This is a genomic window from Paenibacillus sp. S25, from assembly GCF_019454085.1.
GTDB lineage: Bacteria > Bacillota > Bacilli > Paenibacillales > Paenibacillaceae > Paenibacillus > Paenibacillus polymyxa_B.
In genome coordinates this window covers 724576-745603 of record NZ_CP073683.1, presented here as the reverse complement: position 1 = coordinate 745603, position 21028 = coordinate 724576, and the positions used below count along the sequence as shown (strand labels likewise).

Sequence of the window (21028 nt, the reverse complement as noted above, 5' to 3'; positions counted from 1 at the left end):
TAGCAAAAGCATTTCTCACACATATATTAACGTTGTGAGCACTCTCACGAACCTTTGTTAGGAGGTTGATAGCATGGCAGTACAGCTATCTAATCAAGTGTTCTCCATCTCTGTCGGAGATTACGGGGATCTCTCTTCCTTGCGACTGGTAGGGGACACTTTTAATACCAACTATGTTATGAACAGTTCCAACGCACCTAAACAGAATACGGCGGATCATCAGTGGCTAGGTGAACTGATGTTCACCTATCGTCTCGGCAACGGAGCGTGGACTCGGGCATGGACAAGTAATTCTGCTGATGCGCGCCAGATCACCTCTTCTGGAAACAGTGTCCAGGTAGCCTATCAGAATTCATCAAACAATCAGGGAATACGTAATTTCATTTTACATGAAACTTATTCGTTGGTTAACGATTATTTGCATTGGCAAATGAAAGTAACGAACACATCTAATCAAACACTGGAGATCGGAGATTGGGGACTGCCGCTTCCGTTTAACGAGTACTGGTCCGGTGGCAATAATGAACAAATTTATGAAACCAGAGTACTCTCACACTCCTTTGTAGGCCATAATAGCTCCTTTATTACCGCCGGACGACCTAGCGGCATCGGACCGTATGTACTGCTGATCCCTGATGCCTCAACGGGTGCTGGTCTCGAATATCAGGACCATTGGAGAACTGAGGAGCATCCCGGCAGCACATGGGCTATGGAGCAAGGTGGCTGGTCCGAAGGGCTGAATGTGTTCTATATCCATTCCAATGTCATCAAGAGCACCAACCGTGGCTATCTTGGAAGCACCAGTCTGTCGCTGGCTCCTGGTGAAAGCAAAACGTATGCCTTTAAATTTTACAAGGTAGCGGACGAGCAGGCCGTAAAGGACAGGCTGTACAGTGAGGGACATGTGGATGTGACCGTGGTTCCGGGTATGATTTTCCCGACGAATCTCAAGGCCAAATTCGATCTGCATACCAGCAAATCCATTACCTCTGTCACAGCGCAATATCCGTCTGAAACGACCATCAGCTATCTGGAAACAGCCCCTACAAACCATAAAATATATGAACTTACACTGGGACGACTGGGACATAACAATATTACTGTAAACTATGGTAACGGCGAAAAAACCGTTCTCCAGTTCTATGCCATCGAGCCAGTCGAAGCTGCACTTCAGCGTCACTCTACCTTCATGGTCAACAGCACCCAATGGAACGTGCCGGGCGACCTGAGAGACAAGGTCTTTGATGACTGGATGATGCAGTACAAGGCTAGACGCAACAGCTTTGCTGGTTACTGGGGCTGGGGTGATGATTGGGGACTAACTCACGGCCAGTTTCTGGCGGAGAAAAACGTTCAGAAGCCCGTGGCATCTGAGATCAAGGCAGTCGATGATTATTTGGAAGTGGCCATCTGGACGAATTTGATGGAAGGCCATCATACCGATTATCTGGTTCCTGATTTCCTGATGCCGCAGCCTAACACGACACCGACGTACCGGGGCTATGCCTATCCGCACATTTATAATACGTTTTTTAGCATGTATAAACTTGCCAAGCTGTATCCCAACCTGATCAGCTATCGCAATAGCAAAAACACATATTTGCTACGTGCTTATCGTATTTTTAAAGCGTTGTATGAAGGCCCTGTTGCTTATAACTGGAACACGGGACTCATGGGTGAGCTAACTACACCTGATATTATTAAAGCGCTTCAGGAAGAAGGCTTGACCACCGAGGCTAACGACCTGATTGCCAAAATGGCTACCAAGTACAACAATTTCAAAAACACCACCTATCCTTATGGCTCTGAGTATAACTATGACAATACAGGCGAAGAAGCCGTATATACACTCGCCAAAATGAACAACAATACGACGATGATGAGCAAAATCAACGCCAAAACGCGTGCTGCACGCGGTCATATGCCTGTCTGGTACTATTACGCCGATCCGGTCACCATCACCGGAGAGAATTGGTGGAACTTCCAGTACACCACCTCACTTGCCGGCTATGCGATGGATGACTGGACACGTCGGCATTCGTCCAAGCCCGAAGTGGATCAGCGTCTATCCTATGCCGCCAAGTTGGCGAACGTCGGAGCGATTAACTCGGGACAGATCAGCTCTGATCCTTCCAACATCGGGGCGGTATCGTGGACATATCAGGCGGGCAAGGGCAATTATGGCGCACTTGGTCTGGACGGTGGCCCTCTCTTTAACGGATGGCGCGGCATGTCCGGGGAAGCCGATCTGGGACTGTTTGGAGCCATTAAAATCCTAAGTTCGGATGTTGCTGTAGATCCAATATTCGGCTTGTTCGGCTATGGCTGTGACGTTACAGAAAGCAGCAACAGCTACGCGATTACTCCAAAAGACGGTGTATTCCAACGTCTGCATCTGATCACCCAAAAGCTGAGTTTGGAGCTGAATCGGGATCAATATAGCTCGGCCATCGTGTCCAAGTCCAAGAACAACATCCGTCTGACACTGAAAAATATGACCCCAGGCACGACTCATACCACCGTTATGAGCTTGACCGGACTCGCGGCAGGTACGTATGACGTGCTCGTAGACGGCACCAAAACCGGCTCAGTCACGGCTGCTAACAGCTCTGCGACCACGGTCAGACTGAATATCGGTGCAGCAGCCAACTATGATATCCGTATCCAGTCGAGTACAGACAACCCGTCTCCCGCCGGAGATATTGTAGCCCGTTATGAATTTGACGAAACGGCCGGATCTACCGCAGCCGATTCGTCAGGTTATGGACAGCAGGCCAGTGTAAGTGGAGGCGCGTGGGGCGCCGGACGAAAAGGCAATGCCCTGCACTTTAACGGTACAGACGCCTATGCTAGCCTGCCCGGTGGTATCGTTAGCAGCATAAATGACTTTACGATTGCCGCGTGGGTACGGGTGAACACGCATAACGGCTGGGCACGCCTGTTTGATTTTGGAGCGGGCACGGATCGGTATATGTTTTTGACGCCCAAGGCCGAGGGAACCGGTATGCGCTTTGCTATCACCGTCTCGGGGAATGGAAAGGAACAACAGTTGAATGCGCCAGAGCTGGCAACAGGGGTTTGGAAGCATGTCGCCGTGACTTTGTCAGGCAATACTGGAATGATGTATGTGGACGGTGTAGAGGCGACACGTAACACCAACTTGACGCTGAAGCCTTCCAGCCTTGGACTGACAGACTGGAACTATATTGGGAAATCCCAGTTTGATGATCCCTACCTAAACGGTGCAGTGGATGAACTGATCATTTACAACAGAGCCCTGACCGCTCAGGAAATCCGGGGCTTGGCCTCGGCAAGCAGCACCATTACAGCCCATGATGTGGAAGCCCGTTCATATGCCGAAGGAGCAGATTAGAATACATTTACGCATTCGTTCATGCCGTTAACATTTTAGATTGTGAATGATTTGTACTGTGAATCATTTGTCTCGTGAACCATTTTCGTCATAAATGATTGGTATCGTGAATGATTCTTGCTATATTAGCTCCACCCCCCGGATTTCTTAAGTTAAGTCTGTAATCAGGGGAGAAATCCGGGGAAATGATGCTTTCGAAGCGAGCCGTCCTATGGAAAGCATTTAAAGCGACCGCTTTACCGGGACGATCAGCGACAACTTTTCCATCTGGAGAATGCTTAGCTCCGTCTAATGCGTGTCGTCCTTGGTCTTAAGCGAACCAGTTCCTCACTGGTGAGCTGCCTAGTATAAGAGCGAGGGGAAGATCCTGTATCTACCCTGAGCACCCTGCCTGCCCCGTTGGGGCGGGCTACCCGTGTGTTGAATACCTGCATGGCCCACTGCACCGGAAAGGCTATGGATAAGCGACCATCTGCAGTGCCTGCATAGTTAACCGCAGCTGCATAATTATCTGACTGTCTGAGCCATACAGAGCCGGAATCCCCAGGTAGTGATACGGGAGTCGTACCTCTAATAACCGTCTGATCTTCGAAGGTCAGTAAGCCCAACTCTCCACCATAATTGATTTGCAGGTCCGTATAGACGGACTCTACCGTGCCATTGACCCGCCCGGTCGTACGCCCTACCTTCTTCAATCTTTCCCCTATGCGATAAGCGGTCACATGACCCGGAATCGCTCCTACTGTAGCATAACGCGGATTGAGCAGGTTGTTACGGGTCGGAAGCGAAAGCGCCGCATCAATCAGGTTCGTTCCGGTGGGATTCAAGCGTACATAACGATAAAGCCGTCCTATACGATCCTGGGCAACCGTCCCCCCATCGGCTCCGCCTGGCTGAATTGTTGCCTCTCGATTGTCTGTATTGGAGGGATTAAGGACATGGTTATTGCTAAAAAGATAACGTGTCGCCGGCGCTCCAGTTGGGGCAACGATGAGTCCGGTTGAACCGGAGCCTTCAATCGTCCCGACACTGTAGCCGGCGATGACCGGGCGTATGCGCACTTTGTAGTCCGTGGCATTGGCTCTGATCTTTCCAGTCTTTACAATTCGGACTGGAACGTTCGTTTTCTTTCCTAATGCGGTGGCCGACAGGAGTCCAGTAGAGGCCGACGCTAGACGGTCCGTATACACAATGACAGCGGCTCCCTTTTTGGGATGGGCAGGGTCCCTGTACCCTACGCCAATGCCGTGGACACCGGACATTTTTAAGACTCGCTTGGCCATCCGCTTTTTCACTTGAAGCGCGGCCGAGAAGGTAGCCAACATAATCATCTCCTTTTACATTCAGATGAAATATTGTATGGCTAAGGCCGCTTCGCGTTCCATTTGAACATACGATCGCTGTATTGAAAGGCATATGAAAACATTCCAAAAAATGGTATACTCATTTCCGAAATTGATATCTTATCATTTGATTCTGATGTTTAAGGAGGTACTTTATGTTTTCAATCATGTTGACATACAGCATACAAGCAATTGCAATTTTACTAATTATCTTTGAAGTGTTGAGAAAAAACAGAAAAAAAATAGGTTGGGGATCACTTTCACTGCTTTTATCTCTTCTTGGCATGGTTGTTTCTTTCGAATTCGGCAATTACATATTAGGAGACCAGTTGCTTTCCTTTTTAGGATTGCCCGCCTGGTCTAACAGTGTTGATAATACTAGGTTTCACTACACCATTTTTCTATCCAGTATTTTTTTTATTCCCAGTTTAATCATTGGATATAAAAATCCTAAAGAGTTTGGAGCTACAATCGGAAAACGGATTTCCAGTATATATCTATTTTTGATCATCATTTCGCTTTTATTTTTTATTATCAGTATTTTGCATGATTGATTTCCAACGCTCGTAAGTACATATATTACTGATTTGAAAACGCTCTTGGGATTTATGCAAAATGCTCATTATCAGCATTTTCTCGAAGTAACATTGAATGTGCAGTCGTTCCAAAACAAAAGCCTTCCTTGTTTATAGGAAGGCTTTGATATTTATGATATGAAGGCGATGGGAAGTACCATCTGACTGCCCGTCGTCTCCAGTTATCCCTTAACCGCTCCTTCCGCAATGCCCTCCATGATGAATTTCTGAAAGAAGGCATAGATCAGGATAACCGGGATGGAGGTCAGCACGAGTGCGGCCAGAATAAGCGACCAATCCTTGTTGTACTCTCCAAACAGCATATTGGTCGAGAGAATCAGGGTGTAATGGTTCACATCCGTCAGCATCAACAATGGAAGCAAGAAGTCATTCCAAATCCACAGAAAATCCAAAATCGCGATGGTAACTGTGATTGGCAGCAGCAATGGAAATATAATGCGAAAGAATGTTTGAAACTCATTACAGCCGTCCATTTGTGCGGATTCTTCCAGCTCACGCGGGATGGATTTGACGAATCCATGATACAAAAAGATCGCCATATTCACACCCAAGCCGATATAGATCAGGGCCAAGCCGTACGTACTGCCTTGAACGGACAAATCTTTTGCCATCCGCGTAAGAGGTATCATAATAGAGTGAAACGGTACCAGCATCGATGCGACAAACAGGAAGAAAATCGCACTGCTCAGTTTCCCCTGTGTACGAGACAGCTTGTAGCCTGCCAGTGCCGAACAGATCACAATGCCACCAATGCCGATAAAAGAAATAATCGTGGAATTAAGGGCGCTGTTCAGCAAATGAGTCTGATGAAAAGCCTGACTGTAATTTTCAAAGTGAAGCTTCGTGGGCAGCGCCGTAAAGGATGCAAACATCTCACCCTGTGTTTTAAACGAGTTAATTACCGCCATGTAGATTGGGAAGAAGGACACGACAGCGCCCACGCACAGAATCAGCGTAATCAGCAAGGAATTGGCTTTTTTCAGCCTCATGCCTCCACCTCCCTCTTCTTCATGACACGCAGCTGAATCAGGGTGAAAATGAGAACGATTGCGAACAAAATAACGGATTTGGCGCTCGCATAACCATAACGGAAGTTGTTGGAGAACGCCTCCTCATAAATGTTCATCGTAATCACCTGTGTACTGCGCCCCGGCCCCCCGCCAGTCAGTCCGTATACGACCTCATACACCTTGAAGGCACCATTCAGCGTCAGGAAGAAACAGATCGTAATCGCATGGGTAATCATTGGCATCGTTACGCTTCGCAATGTCTGAAATGCATTCGCCCCGTCAATAATAGCAGCCTCCTTCAAGCTTTGTGGTACACCTTGAAGCGCAGCCAGATAGATGATCATCATATAACCGACACCATTCCAGAGCGACACGATAATAATTGAGAAGAAAGATACTTTCGGATCGCCCAGCCACGATTGGCCCAAAAAAGCGATAGCCGTCTTTTCGGCGATCTGTGGCAGCACGGAAGAAAAAACGAAGGTCCACATAAATGCGCTAATAATGGTACTGATCATATTGGGCATGAAAAATATCGTCCGGAAAAATCCTTTGGTACGTGTACGCGACTCAATCAACACTGCCAGTGCCAGGGCCAGTACATTTTGCAGCACAATCATGACCAATACGTATTTAAGGGTAAACCAAAGGGAATTGAGAAAATCGGGGTCTTCCTTCAACGATTCCACAAAGTTCCCCAAGCCGATAAAGCTGTAATTGGGATTCAATCCGTTCCAGTCTGTAAAGCTGTAGTACATGCCGCTGATCGTTGGAATGAGCAGGAAGATAGCATAAAAGATCAGCGCCGGGGCTGTAAACGCCAGTAACATGACGTATTTTTTATAGATTTTAAAAGGCATGGAGTCTCTCCCTCCCGGTGTAATTCTGTAGGTTACCGTTACTTGTTCACTTTGTTATACGATTTCCATGCCTTATCCAGCGCCTTAATTACGTCATCCTGCGAGAGCTGACCAGCATAATAGGATTGTAGCGATTTGCCTGCCTCGTCCTTGACCGCTTGCGGGATAGATGGATCTTGGTACGACTTGCCTGCTTTCACGTATTCGGTAGCGTCATTAACCCAAGGATAGCTTTTAAACGTATGCACTTTGGAGATCGGGTTAAATTTCAATGCTTCATAGAATGCGCTAGAATCCTTGTCATCCAGCACATAGTTAACAAAATCGAGCGCAACTTCCTTATTCTTGCTTGTAGAGGATACTGCCAGCGAAGTCGAAGTAGACAAATTAATCAATGTCGCATTGGGATCGTCATTGATCGGCAGCGGTGCTACCCCAAAATCCATCTTCGGATCCGATTTTAAAATCGTTTCCGCAAACCACGGCCCTTGAATCCACATCGCCGCTTTACCCGAGGCAAACGCAGCCGATCCATCATCCCCGCCGATTTCCAGCGCCTTGTCAGTACCGTTGCTATTCACCAGATCAATAATATCGAACATGCTCTTCATTTCGGAAAAAGAGCCTTTATCCTGATTCATCCGGTCGATAAAATCCTTATTCTGTGTGTTCATCATCGCACCTGCTGTCAGAGGCACGAACAGCTGTGGAATCCAGGATTCCTTGTAGGACAACAGGAACGGTTTTACATTATTCGCTTTCAGCTTCTCGACCACAGCCTTCATTTCGGTCAACGTTCCCGGCGGCTGCAAATCCAAATCCTTAAATATCTTTTTATTGTACAAGTAGCCCCATGAGATCGTCTCCAAAGGTACCGCTACGACCTTTCCGTCTTTGGTTGTCACCGAAGGCTTCACACTATCCATCAATTTGTTAACAAAAGGCTGCCCGGACAAATCCTCCAAATAGCCCGCTTTATAAAACGGAGGAATTTCATTCACCGCGTGCAAAGCAAATACGTCCGGCGCATCGTTGGATGCGAGTCTTGTCTTCAAAATTTGTGCGGCGTTGTCAGCAGGCGGCATCTCCAGTTGGACCGTAACGTCGATATTTTTATCTTTCTTCTCTTTCGCTACGAACGCATTAATGTATTTATCGTAGTGCTCCTTCAAACGGGGCTGAGCAATAAACATTTTGAGATTCACCGTTTTGCCGTCTCCACCGGAACCGCTGCTGTCACTGCCTGAAGAATTCGCTCCACACCCGGCCAATAACGTGCCAACCAGCATCGTGCTCAATACACCTTTCCACATTTTCATGAAAAATGACCTCCCCTATTTTGAAAATAACTGTTACCCATCGGCAAATCAGCTGTTATTCAAAGCAGCTATGCCGCCGGTCTTCAACCTCTATTCAGCTCTGTGCGAACTTCATAAAGGCCAAATTCCTTTGTACTGCTCATTTTGTATACGCTTTCATTATAGAGTGGGAGGTCACTTCTGCCATTGGACACCCTTAGCTTATTGAATTGGACTTTTTTAAACTTCCTTCCTCATTTCACCGGGTGCCATGCCAAAATGCTTTTTAAATACCCGATAGAAATAAGACACGTCCTCATATCCTGCCATCTCCGCAACTGCTTTAATTGAAATCTGTTTATTGGCCAGCCATTCCCGCGCCTTTTCCATTCTTCGCTCTACGATGTAGTCCGTTACATTTTGACCATACTCCTGCTTAAATACCTTGCTCATATACTCTTTGCTCACAAAAAAGTTTTTCGCCAACTGCTCCAGTGTAATCGGCCCAGCAAAGTGACTGTCGATATATCGCCGTACCTCTTCTAAATTCAGCTTGTTTTTGTATTTTCGCTGCCGAATGAGCTGATCCAGTTCCTGAACATAGCACGACGATACGAATTCCAACGCATGTTCTACAGAGGACACGGCATCCTGCGGCAGTGGAAATCCTGCCTTTGTCGTAGAATTATCCAGCCCGTTATCCGCTGCAAGCTCTTTCAGCAGGGAAAGAAGTTCCTGCACCAGCCTGCCTAGCATATGTGGACTTGGTGCTCCATAACTCTCCAACTCCTGCATAACCTGCCTGCAGGTTAAGTTCACCCCGTCACAGTTCAGCTCATTAAAATAAAGACGCAGCAGTTGCTTATACCGGGTCAGCTTGTGAAAAAACTCATAATCCAGCTCTGTCGCTTCTTGCTGCTGTTCAGCCACCTTGACCTCCAGATCGTTTTTGCATTTGAGTAGCACTGCATTCAGCTCTGCAGGATTGACTGGCTTTAGCAAATAATCAACGGCCTTATAGCGGATGGCATGTTTGGCATACGCAAAGTCATCATATCCGCTCACGACAATGATTTTCACATCAGGACAATGATTATTTAGCGCTTGCAGCAGCTCCACTCCGTCCGCACCCGGCATGTGCATATCAGTAATCACAATATGGGGAGCTAACTCCCCGACCAGCCTGAACGCCTCGTCTCCGTCTTCAGCCTCACCCACTACCAACATTCCAAGTTTTCCCCAAGTGCCAAATGTCTTCAGAATATCGCGATTCCACGGCTCATCGTCCACAATTAATACTCTGATCATACTTTTCCCTCCTCTGCTGAGGTGAATGGAATGCGAATGGTGACACGTGTACCGACTCCCTGCTCACTATCTATCGTCACTCCGTAGTGCATTCCAAAATTCATCCGTATGCGTGAAGACACATTGCTCAATCCGATATGACTACCCTGCGCCCAGATCGGTTCCTCCGACGCGTTTTCCAGCTTTGCCCGTAGTTTTTCCAGCTTGTCCGGGGCCATGCCGTTTCCATTATCGCAAACCGTAATACACACATCTTGTTTCATAATCTCCACCCGAATCCCCATTTGCCATGCCCCCGCCTTTCGATCAAGACCGTGCTGAAACGCGTTTTCCAACAATGGCTGAAGCGATAGCTTAGGCAGTCGAATATCCATCGCCTGTTCTTCCGTCTCCACCTGGAACACCAATCTTTGTGGAAATCGCCGTTGCTGGATGCGCATATAATGTCCCACATGGTCGAGCTCTGCGCGTAAAGAGGCCAAATCCTGAGGTTCCCGTACCACGTAACGGAACATCTCACTCAGCGACCGAATGACTTCATAGGTGTCCTCCGGCTTTTGAGAAAATACCATACTTCCGATCATTTGCAGCGTATTTTGCAGAAAATGTGGATGAATCTGCGCTTGGAGCGCTTTCAATTCAGCCGTCTTTTTTTGCAAATTTATACTGTATTCCGCCTGAATATGCTCGCGAATTCGGCCTGCCATCCCATGCAGACTTCTTTCCAGCAGCCCAATCTCATCCGGGCGTGTACTTGGCTGTCCAATCGGTCCTTTGATCATATCCAGCTCCTGTACGGAACGCGCCAAATGAACAATCGGACGTGCAGTCCGCCATGCGATGAAAACGGCAATGCAGATGGAAACCAGGATTGAAATCACGCCTACGATAATACCATACAGCATGGTTGAAAAGGCACTGTGGTTAATGGAGGAAGTGGGTACGATTTTGACCACCTTTAGCCCAACTACATCCAGATCATTATAGAACACATAATGTTCAGCAGTTTGAATCATCCCGGGGCCCGGCTTAACGTCACGAAGGGCTGTCAGCACACCTGCAGGTGGAGGCGACTGCCGAGCCTGTGCTGGATACATAACCCTGCCATCCGCATCTGTAATAAGCACCTGATGCTGATCCCCTCGTCCCAGCAGGCCCAGCGTCTGATCGAATTGCGACCACAATACATCCAATGAAATAGCCCCCGTCTGCTTCTGGTCTTCGAAACGCCGAATACTGCGCGTCAAAGTAAAGCGTTCCGGGTCAGCAGAGCTTGGACGAATCGAATAATCCTTATTCGCTTGCCACATCTCGGTATACTGTGGTGGAATACCGCTCACTGTCGTAATTTCATTTTGCATGCTATTGAAGGTAAACAGGGTTTGCGATTGCTTCAAATAAAGCTGGATGCCGATCACATGACTTCCGGCCGAATAATACACATTCGCCATCGTATTCAGCATTTTTCGCTGGGCATTAAATTGGCTCGAAAGATTGTCAGGCTCGCGCTCATTCAAATAATCGCTCAGATCAGGGCTGATCTGAATGCTGTAAATCAGATGATTCAGACGATCTAGCTGGTCGCTGATATAGATCCCCGTCCATTTCATATTGGACATGTTCGTCTCTACCACTTCAGTTTCCATGGAAGCTCTACTTTTTTCCGCAGCCAGCACCGTGACAGCAATGACCGGCAGCACAGATAGAACAATCATCGTCAAGATCAGCTTAAGCTGAATGCTACGTCGATACGGGGCCGTCAGCGCCCGGAACCAACGGACTGCTCGGGTTGGCATAGCGATGCACTCCTCTATTCAGCCATATGCGAAAACGCCCCGTAATTCGCAGGGGCGCTTCATTTACCGGATACTTCCGGAGAATACCTATATGATATTAATCGTAAATCGATTTCAGCTCATTATTCATCATTTACGCTTCTTCGATAATTATAACACCCCAAGGCTCTATTGAAAGCGTTTGTCCTTGGGTAACTGTACGCCCCCCGATTAACTCCTTGCCGTCCCCATGTGGATATACCACCGAGCCTGCTTGTTCGGAATAGTTAAAATAGTACCGGATTGTCCGTCCCAGCTCATTCGTGCCGGATTTAACAATGATCGGATAAGACGTTTCCTGATCCATTCCCCATACTCCCGCCTTTTTGGCTACAGAGCTGAATAGTTCGCGGATGACCGCTGGGCTGACGATACAGCCGATGTAGGTCGCTGTTCCCTGACCATAGCGGTTTTGCGTAATCGCGGCATATTTTCCCCAATGCGGGTGATCGTAATAGGCCAACACTTCGGCGGTCGTCGGGGTAATCAGCTCCATCCACGTATCTACCTGATTGTCCTCTGGTAGCACCTCAAAAGGATTATTTTTGAGCGTCACCTTCTTCGGCTCCACGAACAAGCTGTAATGAACGCCGCAGGCTTCGCTAATCACGCCCGGCTGCCGGGACGTTCTCACCTGCACATGCTCGTCGGTAAATCCGCTTCGGAATGTGTATACTATATGACCACCTTTCTCCACATATCGGTTCAGCTTCTCCAGTAGTTCGTCTGGGGCGGAATAGAGGACCGGGACGATCAAGAGATCATAGTCGTCAAACGATTCTGTTCCTGGATGAACAATATCCGTCCCAATATTCAGTTTATACAACTCGTCATACAAACGGCGTACGATGTCATTGTAATTCAACGGGCTGCTCATATTAAATTTAAACCAGTCAATCGACGTCAATGCTTCGTTGCTGACCAGAATCGCCGTTTTATTTTTCTTTTTCAGGTTGACCAAATGCGGAGACAATCTTGCAAAATCCTTCCCTATGGTCTGTGCTTCCTCATACACAGGATTCGGTTCAAAATCATGGCTGAGCAGACCCTTCCAGTAGGTTTCGAAGGAATTATGGATGGAATGCCAGTGCCAGTATGCCACCATATTGGCCCCAGAAGCCAGATGGCTGAACGCTTGCAGACGCAATTGCCCCGGATAGGGAACCCAGTGGGTAAAAGCCTGCGCTTCCGTTTCTAGCACTAGATAGTTGCTATTTTTCGTCGAACGCGCTACATCGCCACCGAAGGAAATTTCAATTCCAGTCAGGTCATCCTGTGATGGATGGTAAATATCCACCCCAGTCACATCAAAGGCTTGCGATGCCGCAAAGTGATCCACGTCTGGCTGAACACCAAAGGAATGACCTCTCCATTCAAAATCAAAGTTTTGCGTAACAAATTGGTCTTCCCGCTTATATTCATTCACCAGCGCGACCTGCCATGCTAGGAAATCCGTCACCAGCTTGCGCTGGAATTGGGAAAAGGCTGCGCCCAAACTTCCATTAATCGTTCCGACCACCGAAGGAAAGTCCTCCCAGCTATTGATGCGATTACTCCAGTAGTCCAGACCAAATTTGCGGTTTAGCTCCTCCAGCGATTCGAACCGCTCCCTCAAATACTTCACAAATTGCAATTGCACATTTGGACCGCTCGTGTGGTAATGCTTGGTCTCATTATCCGTCTGAAAGCCAATGACCGCCGGATGCTGACTCACCCGTCCGATCAGCTTGCGTATGATTCGCTCAGCATGGAACAGGTACACCGGGTTCGTAATGTCCATAATCTGGCGAGCTCCATATTTGCCCGGACCTTGAGGCGTTGTCGCCAATACATCAGGATGCTCCTTCACTAGCCATGTGGGTACAGCATAGGTGGGCGTCCCCACAATGACTTCGATACCCGCCTTATGCATGGCGTCCAGCACCCGATCCACAGAGGTAAAATCAAACACGCCGTTTTGTGGTTCATGCGTACTCCAAGTGGATTCAGCAATCCGCACCACGTTGATGCCCGCATCCTTCATCATTTGGATATCCTGGTCCAAACGGTCATAAGGCATATACTCATCATAATAGGCAACACCGTACAGTAGCTTTTTCATCAAGTCGTCCTCCAATTAGGTTCGTTAGGATTTAACAAAATTCGATTCCAGTCGCTCCGAAGCGCAAGATATAGACGAACCAAGCCGCCCTTTAGATTGGCTCGGTCAATGATCACACCGAAGAACGGAGCACTAAGGGCATCCCATATACGGGCTAGTACGAATAAAGTACCGATAATAGAAACAGATATGCCGACATAGTCCGTATAAAATAGCAACGCAAGCGATTTCTTTTATGTAAAAGCTTATACTATAGCATTTGTAAACGCTCTTTTATTATAGTTAAATGTTCGATACAATGAGATTGTCTAAGCGGTGTAAAATTTGCCCTAATCGAAGGTGATCTGATGATATTAAATCCTGATGTTGATCCAGCTCTATTTCATGACTGCCAATGGCTGCCCATTATTGACTGGAATGTGAAATTTTTTGGCGCCCATATTCACCGGGTCAAAGCGGATTGGTGCATGCCTGAGGAATCTCATATCGGTTTTGAAATTGCACTCGTTTTAGAAGGTCGTCAGGAAACGATTATGGAAAATAACGTATATTCGGTTGGGGAAGGTGATATTTTAATTATTCCGCCGGGTTTCAAGCATGTGAGTCAGTGTGTTTCCCCAAACGGCATGTACTATTTTAGCTCTCATTTTAATGTCGATGATCCATTGTTCCGTCAGGAAATGATTAAGAGCAATCAGCTCTTTTTCCCAGCGGGTACTGAAACGAATACCAAGCTGCAAAAGGTCGTCCATAGCTGGATTGGTATGGTGCAGGAAAGCGGAGAATATACGACAGCAGACCGTTTTCGTATGCAAATTGCCTTATTTGAGCTATTCGGGATATTCTCGCAAATGATATCTACCGGTTTGGAGCCCAGAATTGCGCCTTCATCCGTTCAATATGCCAAGGCCATCATGGAAGCCATTCAATCAAGGTTTAAGCCTTATCGGGAAGATGAATCTGACGAGCAAGCGTTCCGCCTTGAAGATGTGGCGGCTTCCCTCGGGATCAGTCCTGGCTACGCCCAGGAAGTATTTCGCAAGGTATACGGCTATTCTCCACGTCACTATCTATCGGAGACCAAGCTGCATGAGGCTAAGGTGCTGATCCAGCAGCCCAATCTGCCACTCAACAAGGTAGCTTCCCTGCTCGGATACTCCAGTTTGGCTCATTTCAGCAGACAGTTCAAACGCTGGACAGGCACCAGCCCACTTAAATACCGCCAGACGTTAAAGCCGATTACTGATGAACAAAGGATTAAGTTATAAGGACGGAAAGCAAAGGCTCCACCGTGTTATTCATACAAAAAAAGAGCGTGACACCGAATATTGCGGTTGTCGCGCTCTTTTCACTCAATTTTCTATAAGCTGTACCGTTGCCTTAATGATCTAAAATCTTGACCAAGTTCTCATTATTCGAATCACAGCCTAATATCCCCTATATGCTGGTGCACCACATACATCATCCCCATCAGGAATACGGCCAAAGCCAAGTAACCGATGCCGAATTTCCAGCGCGATGATGCGGGTACTTCGTAATATTTATCATTTTCAAACGGAATGTAATCAATCCCACACAGCAATCTGAGCTGGTACGCATCCGGCGTCGGTATATGTTCAACACCGTTCAGCCATACATGCTGGACAAGACACTGCTGTGGCAGCAGAATTGTCTGCTCCACATCCAGACTTTCCATGTACACTGTCACATACTGTTGCCCCTCCAAATCCGAGTAGGTATTAAAAGATAATCTGCGCGTGTGCTCCGGTCCGGGTAGCGGATATCCTTGTTCATACAGATGCTGTACATTCACCAGCGGCTTTTGCAAAAAGGATTGGACCTTAACCTCTTCTTTATTGCGCTTAACATATTTTTTGTACAAATCGTAGGCAAAGAACGCCCATATCAAGAAAAATAAAAAGGATTTTAGATATACTACGACTACAATTCCACCCAATAGGCCCACCAGCCACAGCCAACGCGTCACTGCCGTGGAAATCCGTCCTCCGTCGAGCGGATGAATCGGCAGCAGGTTGATCAGGTTCAGGAAAAACCCGACATACGAGAGCGCATACAACAGGGGACTATCTGTTGCATAGGCTCCTGCGTATACCGCCATAGCCCCAACCGTCCCCAGTAACGGGCCGCCCATGGCCACATAAGCCTCTGTCTGCGCATCCAAAGGTTGCCGTTTCATTGTGATCAGCGCACCGAGAAAAGGAATAAATAACGGTGCTGACACGGGAAGCCCCTTGCGCTTGGCGGCCAATACATGTCCCAGCTCATGCACAAACAACAGCAACACGAATCCGACCGCAAATCCCCACGGGTAAATGATCGCATATGTGCCAATCGTTAGCGCCATAGATATCAGCGCACCGCCAAATTTACTGAATTTTAAAAGGGCAAGTAACGACTTACCTTTCAGAAGAAGCAATGCTGCTGCACTACCAAGGTACCATTTGGATGAGCCGGATTTGGAATCGGTCTTTTTCTCTTCATTTTGCAAAAGTATCCGTCTCCTTTCTTTAACACTTCCATTGTATCCTGCTATGTGCAGCTTGTAAAAACTTCTCTAACCCACAGATAAGCGAACCGGGGTAGCCATTTATATTATTCCTCGTGCAGATTTCGATGTCCGCTTAAAGCAGCACGACGAATATAATATAGCTGTAGCCACCTGACAGGCTTTGGTTCAATGACGGACCAAGGCCTGTTTTTTTCTGCTCTCCTTTTTTTGTAAAGTTACGTTTCGCACGCAAGTGTCCATCCTCCTGTCTGTTCTGTTATCATGTAAGAAAACGGAATAACTCAGGAAAGGATTACGAATCATGAGTTTTGAACTTACCCGGCGAGCCATCAGACAACTATGCAGTCAAGCTGCTTATGACGACGGGGATGCCTATTACCGGGCCAAAAGAGTGGCCTTTACACAAATAGATCATGATGAAGGGGTATACGAAGCTACGGTCAAAGGAAGCAGCTTTTATGCTGTTGCGGCGATGATCCGATCCAATGGAAGTATCCGAGCAGAGTGCACCTGTAGCACATTTCAGAACACCGGACGATATTGCAAACATATCGCTGCTGTTCTCCTTAACGCCCATGATATACGCCGTGGAAAAAGTCTGTCAGTGCGTTCCTACGCCTCCAGACTTCATCCTGGTACTGCCCCAGATACAGCAGGAAGCATGGATTCAGACGGGATGTACACATCTACAGATACTCCGTATGATTACACTGCTAAAACGGCACGATCCTCTGACATCACACAAGGGGATCTCCAGCTGACCGACAGTATGTTAAAACTATTTGACCGCAAGAGACCGCTTCGCAGCACGCCTACCCTGCTGGATACTCGTGCGGTCTTGGATTTTCAGTTCGTGATCCGACCTTTTGCCTACGGTTACCAAAAATATATGTTTGGTGTAGAAATGAAGGCTGGTCCCAAACGATTATATATCGTCCAGAAAATTCGTCCGTTTCTGGATAGTATTGACCGTGGGGATAACTACATGTTCACGAAAAGCTTCTCGTACGAGCCTGAGTTGTACCGCTTCCGACCTGAACATGACGCTATTCTCCAGCAATTATCCCAGGTGTGCCACCATGAGCGTATGATTCGGGAAACCTCAGGCACGTATTCATCTTCCAGTAGCCATATGAGCGGAGAGCGAATGCTCCTCATTCCGCCTGCGGCTTGGGAAAAGCTGCTCCCCTTGCTGACAACAGCACAGGGCGTCTACTTTGAAATTCACGGAAACATGAGCGAGGGTATTCCCCAGTCCGACCTGATGCTTCCACTGCAATTTGAATTTGATGAGACCGGGACCGTAACCGACGGCTACCAGCTAAGCATACAAGGATTGGATGACTTGACCATCATGGAGGACTATGGTGTCGTCATTGCCGATGGCAAGCTTGTCAAACAGAAGGCCGATCCCTTACGGCGTTTGTCCGATCTAAAACGGATGGTAGAGGTACACCACAGGCGAAAAGTTCTGATTGCGCCAGAGCAGATGGAATCTTTTATGGACAAGGTTGTACCCGGGTTAATGAAGCTCGGACGTGTTCATATGACTCGGTCCGTCTCAGATCGGGTCACACAGCAGCCATTGAAGGCAAAGCTATATCTGGACCGGGTAAGAGACAAGCTGCTGGCAGGGCTGGAGTTCCAATATGGGGATATCATCATCAACCCGCTGGAAACAGATGCACGAACGCCTGGTAACGACCGAATTCTGATACGTGATGGGGAACAGGAGCAGCGGATTTTGGAACTGATGGAGCATAGCTCCTTTGCCAGAACAGACAGCGGATATTTTATGGAAGATGAAGATGCAGAGTATGATTTTTTGTACCATACCGTTCCGCAACTGGAAAAGCTGCTGGACGTCTATGCTACAGGTGCAGTCAAAGCGAAAATAAACAATACTTTGCCTACCCCAAGGATACGCGCGGAGTGGGATGAACGTACGGATTGGCTTGAATTTAAATTTGATATGGAGGGCATACCGGAACCGGAAATTCGCAAGTTGCTCAAATCGTTAGAGGAAAAACAGAGATATCACCGTCTGCCAAATGGCGCCTTGCTGCCGCTAGAAACAGAGGAGTACAAGGAATTGATTCGGTTCATGAATGAAACAGGTATCCGCAAAAGCGATCTGGATGCAGCGCAAATTCGTGTTCCCGTCACGCAAGGACTGTACTTAATTGATCCTCACGATCATGGGAAGAACCTGACTTTGGGTAAAACCTTTCGCCAGCTGCTGGAAAATATACGCAACCCTGACCATCTCGACTTTCCAGTTCCAGACATGCTTGCCCCCATCTTGAGAGATTATCAGGTTTACGGCTTTCAATGGCTTAAGACATTGGCGCATTACCGTTTTGGGGGCATTTTGGCAGATGATATGGGGCTGGGTAAAACGCTGCAAAGTATCGCCTTTCTCGTCTCAGTATTGCCGGAGATTCGCAGCCAGCAGCTTCCAGCCATGATCGTGTCCCCTGCATCACTGGTGTACAACTGGCGGAATGAGCTGGAGAAATTTGCTCCACACGTCCGCGTCACTATCGCAGATGGCAGCCCGGAAGAACGCGGCCGGATCATACGGGATGCCGCCAGTTATGATGTCGTCATTACGTCCTACCCGCTGCTACGGCGCGATGCAGATGTGTACAGCAAACCATCGTTTCATACGCTCATTCTGGATGAGGCGCAGGCTTTCAAGAACCATGCCACCCAGACAGCACAAGCTGTTAAGGATGTAAAAGCCCGTTACCGTTTTGCCCTGACAGGAACGCCTATAGAAAATACATTGGAAGAGCTATGGTCCATCTTTGACGTTGTATTTCCTGCGCTATTTCCCGGTGGGAAAAGAGTGTTTCACAACCTGCCTCGAAATGTGATTGCCAAGCGGGTTCGTCCGTTTCTGCTGCGCCGCCTTAAGAGTGATGTCCTCAAGGAGCTGCCGGAGAAAATCGAATCCGTGCAGGTATCCCGGCTTCTGCCAGATCAAAAAAAGCTGTATACAGCCTATCTGGCCAAGCTCCAGCACGAAACGTTGAAGCATCTCAACGAGGAAGGATTTCAGAAAAATCGGATCAAAATTCTCGCAGGTCTGACCCGACTTCGTCAGCTCTGCTGTCATCCGGGCTTGTTTATCGAAGGGTATACGGGAAGCTCCGCCAAATTTGAACAGCTGTTGGAGATCATTACGGAATGTCTCAGCTCCGGGAAACGGATACTCATTTTTTCACAGTTCACTACGATGCTTCAAATGATCGGACGCGAGCTTGCTCGAGAAGGGGTGTCCTACTTTTACCTGGATGGGCAGACTCCCGCTCCGGAACGAGTCGAGCTGTGCAGTCGCTTCAACGAAGGAGAACGCGAGCTGTTCCTGATTTCCCTAAAGGCAGGAGGCACTGGTCTGAACCTCACCGGCGCAGATACAGTCATTCTGTATGACCTGTGGTGGAATCCCGCTGTAGAGGAGCAGGCTACCAACCGCGCACACCGAATGGGCCAGAAAAAGGTCGTGCAGGTTATTCGTCTCGTCGCCCAAGGCACGGTAGAGGATAAAATGTATGAGCTGCAACAAAAAAAGAAAAACATGATCGACCAGGTCATCCAGCCGGGGCAAGAAACCCTTTCGGCACTGACCGAGCTGGAGATTCGCGAACTGCTCATGATCTAGCCGACTCTTCCACGCTTATTTATACGTTAGTATGACAATTCCACACGCAAAAAAGGTCCAATCACGGTAGAAATCTTCCCGTATTGGACCTTTTTGCTTCTAAATATGATTGTTTGGATCGAGCAGATTAATCCTGTTTTAATACTCTAGGTTCAATCGGAACCAGATTAGACTCAATCTGGGTGCGCTGAGGCTCATACCATTCAGGCAGCATTAGCTTGTGACCTAACTCATTCAATTCCTCATCCACGGTAAATCCGGGTGGATCGGTTGCGATCTCGAATAAAATACCGCCCCGCTCGCGGAAGTATACGGCATTAAAGTATTGGCGATCTACAATACCACTGGTCCCAAAACCATGCTGATGAACCCATTCGTTCCACACCTGATGCTCCGTATCGTCCTGCGCGCGCCAGGCAATATGGTGAACCGTACCGGCGCCGCCATTCCCCCACGGGACATCCTTGACCGGAATGTCGATCAGGTTGCCCAAATCACCTGTCGTCTGATAGCGGATGTAGCCTGCATTTGCGTCTTCTCCGATGGGAGTCATCCCCAAGACGTTCTCCAACACCTCTTGCGTATGCTTGGAATCCGCACTGTACAGTACCGCCCCGCCAAAGCCCTTGATAGCTTTATCCGTAGGCACGCCGCCTGCTGTCCACGTGTTCACCGGGCCATCTTCCCGCTCCACCAGCTCCAGATGCAAGCCCTCGTTGTCTCGGAACTGGATGAATGACTCGCCAAAACGAGTGGCCTTTGTGAAAGATACTTTCAAGCTGTGCAGACGGTTTTCCCAGTATTCCAAAGCACCGGACGGCACGACATACGTCGTAATCCCGACCTGTCCGCCTCCAATCTTACCCTTGCGTGTACCCGGAGCCGGAAAAAAGGTGATGATCGTTCCCGGGCTGCCCTCTTCATTACCAAAGTACAAATGGTATACTTCTGGAGCATCAAAGTTGATCGTCTTTTTAATCAATCGCAAACCAAGTACGCCTGCGTAAAAATCAACGTTGCCCTGCGGGTCTCCTGCAAAGGACGTGATATGGTGAATTCCAGCGGTTTTCAATGACATCTTTATCACTCCTTCATTAACATGTTGAT

Annotated in this window: 14 protein-coding genes; 4 read left to right on the top strand and 10 right to left on the bottom strand. The window is 48.0% G+C overall.

From position 1 onward, the window contains the following. The first annotated feature begins 73 nt into the window (after positions 1–73). On the top strand, positions 74–3373 hold the full coding sequence (locus KAI37_RS03295; RefSeq protein WP_220030713.1) for a DUF5695 domain-containing protein: 3300 nt from the start codon (positions 74–76) through the stop codon (positions 3371–3373). Between the two features lie 278 nt (positions 3374–3651). Here the strand turns inward: KAI37_RS03295 and KAI37_RS03290 are convergent, their stop codons facing one another. Further along, complete coding sequence (locus tag KAI37_RS03290; RefSeq protein WP_071639480.1) at positions 3652–4698, bottom strand: hypothetical protein; 1047 nt, start codon at positions 4696–4698, stop codon at positions 3652–3654. A 173-nt stretch (positions 4699–4871) separates the two neighbouring features. On the opposite strand from KAI37_RS03290, the gene KAI37_RS03285 reads away from it, so the two are divergent. Beyond that, positions 4872–5270: a hypothetical protein gene (locus tag KAI37_RS03285; RefSeq protein ID WP_220030712.1), complete on the top strand. Its 399-nt coding sequence runs from the start codon at positions 4872–4874 to the stop codon at positions 5268–5270. Positions 5271–5473: 203 nt separating this feature from the next. On the opposite strand, the gene KAI37_RS03280 is transcribed toward KAI37_RS03285, so the two are convergent. From KAI37_RS03280 to KAI37_RS03250, 7 genes are all read right to left on the bottom strand, one after another. Further along, entirely contained in the window at positions 5474–6301 is an 828-nt protein-coding gene (locus KAI37_RS03280; RefSeq protein WP_013308681.1) for a carbohydrate ABC transporter permease, read from the bottom strand. Beyond that, positions 6298–7182 carry a carbohydrate ABC transporter permease gene (locus KAI37_RS03275; protein WP_023986930.1) on the bottom strand — a complete coding sequence of 295 codons (885 nt, stop codon included), beginning with the start codon at positions 7180–7182 and terminating at the stop codon, positions 6298–6300. Before KAI37_RS03275 ends, KAI37_RS03280 begins: the two co-directional genes overlap by 4 nt. Positions 7183–7220: 38 nt before the next feature. Continuing rightward, complete coding sequence (locus KAI37_RS03270) at positions 7221–8501, bottom strand: ABC transporter substrate-binding protein (protein WP_069010949.1); 1281 nt, start codon at positions 8499–8501, stop codon at positions 7221–7223. Positions 8502–8720: 219 nt separating this feature from the next. Next, the gene (locus KAI37_RS03265) at positions 8721–9788 is read right to left on the bottom strand and encodes a response regulator transcription factor (protein WP_076293138.1); all 1068 of its coding nucleotides are present in this window, start codon (positions 9786–9788) and stop codon (positions 8721–8723) included. Then, positions 9785–11584, bottom strand: a complete 1800-nt coding sequence (locus KAI37_RS03260) for a sensor histidine kinase (RefSeq protein WP_220030711.1) — start codon at positions 11582–11584, stop codon at positions 9785–9787. Before KAI37_RS03260 ends, KAI37_RS03265 begins: the two co-directional genes overlap by 4 nt. Positions 11585–11717: 133 nt before the next feature. After that, positions 11718–13724 (bottom strand): beta-galactosidase, encoded by a 2007-nt coding sequence (locus KAI37_RS03255; protein WP_220030710.1) that lies wholly within the window; start codon positions 13722–13724, stop codon positions 11718–11720. Next, positions 13724–13942 carry an MFS transporter gene (locus tag KAI37_RS03250; RefSeq protein WP_258383037.1) on the bottom strand — a complete coding sequence of 73 codons (219 nt, stop codon included), beginning with the start codon at positions 13940–13942 and terminating at the stop codon, positions 13724–13726. Before KAI37_RS03250 ends, KAI37_RS03255 begins: the two co-directional genes overlap by 1 nt. Before the next feature lie 129 nt (positions 13943–14071). Between KAI37_RS03250 and KAI37_RS03245 the strand changes: the two genes are divergently transcribed. Then, positions 14072–14992 (top strand): AraC family transcriptional regulator, encoded by a 921-nt coding sequence (locus KAI37_RS03245; protein WP_071639475.1) that lies wholly within the window; start codon positions 14072–14074, stop codon positions 14990–14992. Between the two features lie 152 nt (positions 14993–15144). On the opposite strand, the gene KAI37_RS03240 is transcribed toward KAI37_RS03245, so the two are convergent. Then, positions 15145–16233, bottom strand: a complete 1089-nt coding sequence (locus KAI37_RS03240) for a site-2 protease family protein (RefSeq protein ID WP_220030709.1) — start codon at positions 16231–16233, stop codon at positions 15145–15147. Between the two features lie 322 nt (positions 16234–16555). Here KAI37_RS03240 and KAI37_RS03235 point away from each other — a divergent pair, with 322 nt between their 5' ends. Further along, a complete protein-coding gene (locus KAI37_RS03235; protein ID WP_220030708.1) occupies positions 16556–19921 on the top strand; it encodes a DEAD/DEAH box helicase in 3366 nt (1121 codons plus the stop codon). A gap of 127 nt (positions 19922–20048) precedes the next feature. Here KAI37_RS03235 and KAI37_RS03230 read toward each other — a convergent pair whose 3' ends face one another. Continuing rightward, positions 20049–20999 carry a ring-cleaving dioxygenase gene (locus KAI37_RS03230; RefSeq protein WP_220030707.1) on the bottom strand — a complete coding sequence of 317 codons (951 nt, stop codon included), beginning with the start codon at positions 20997–20999 and terminating at the stop codon, positions 20049–20051. Between the last annotated feature and the right edge of the window lie 29 nt (positions 21000–21028).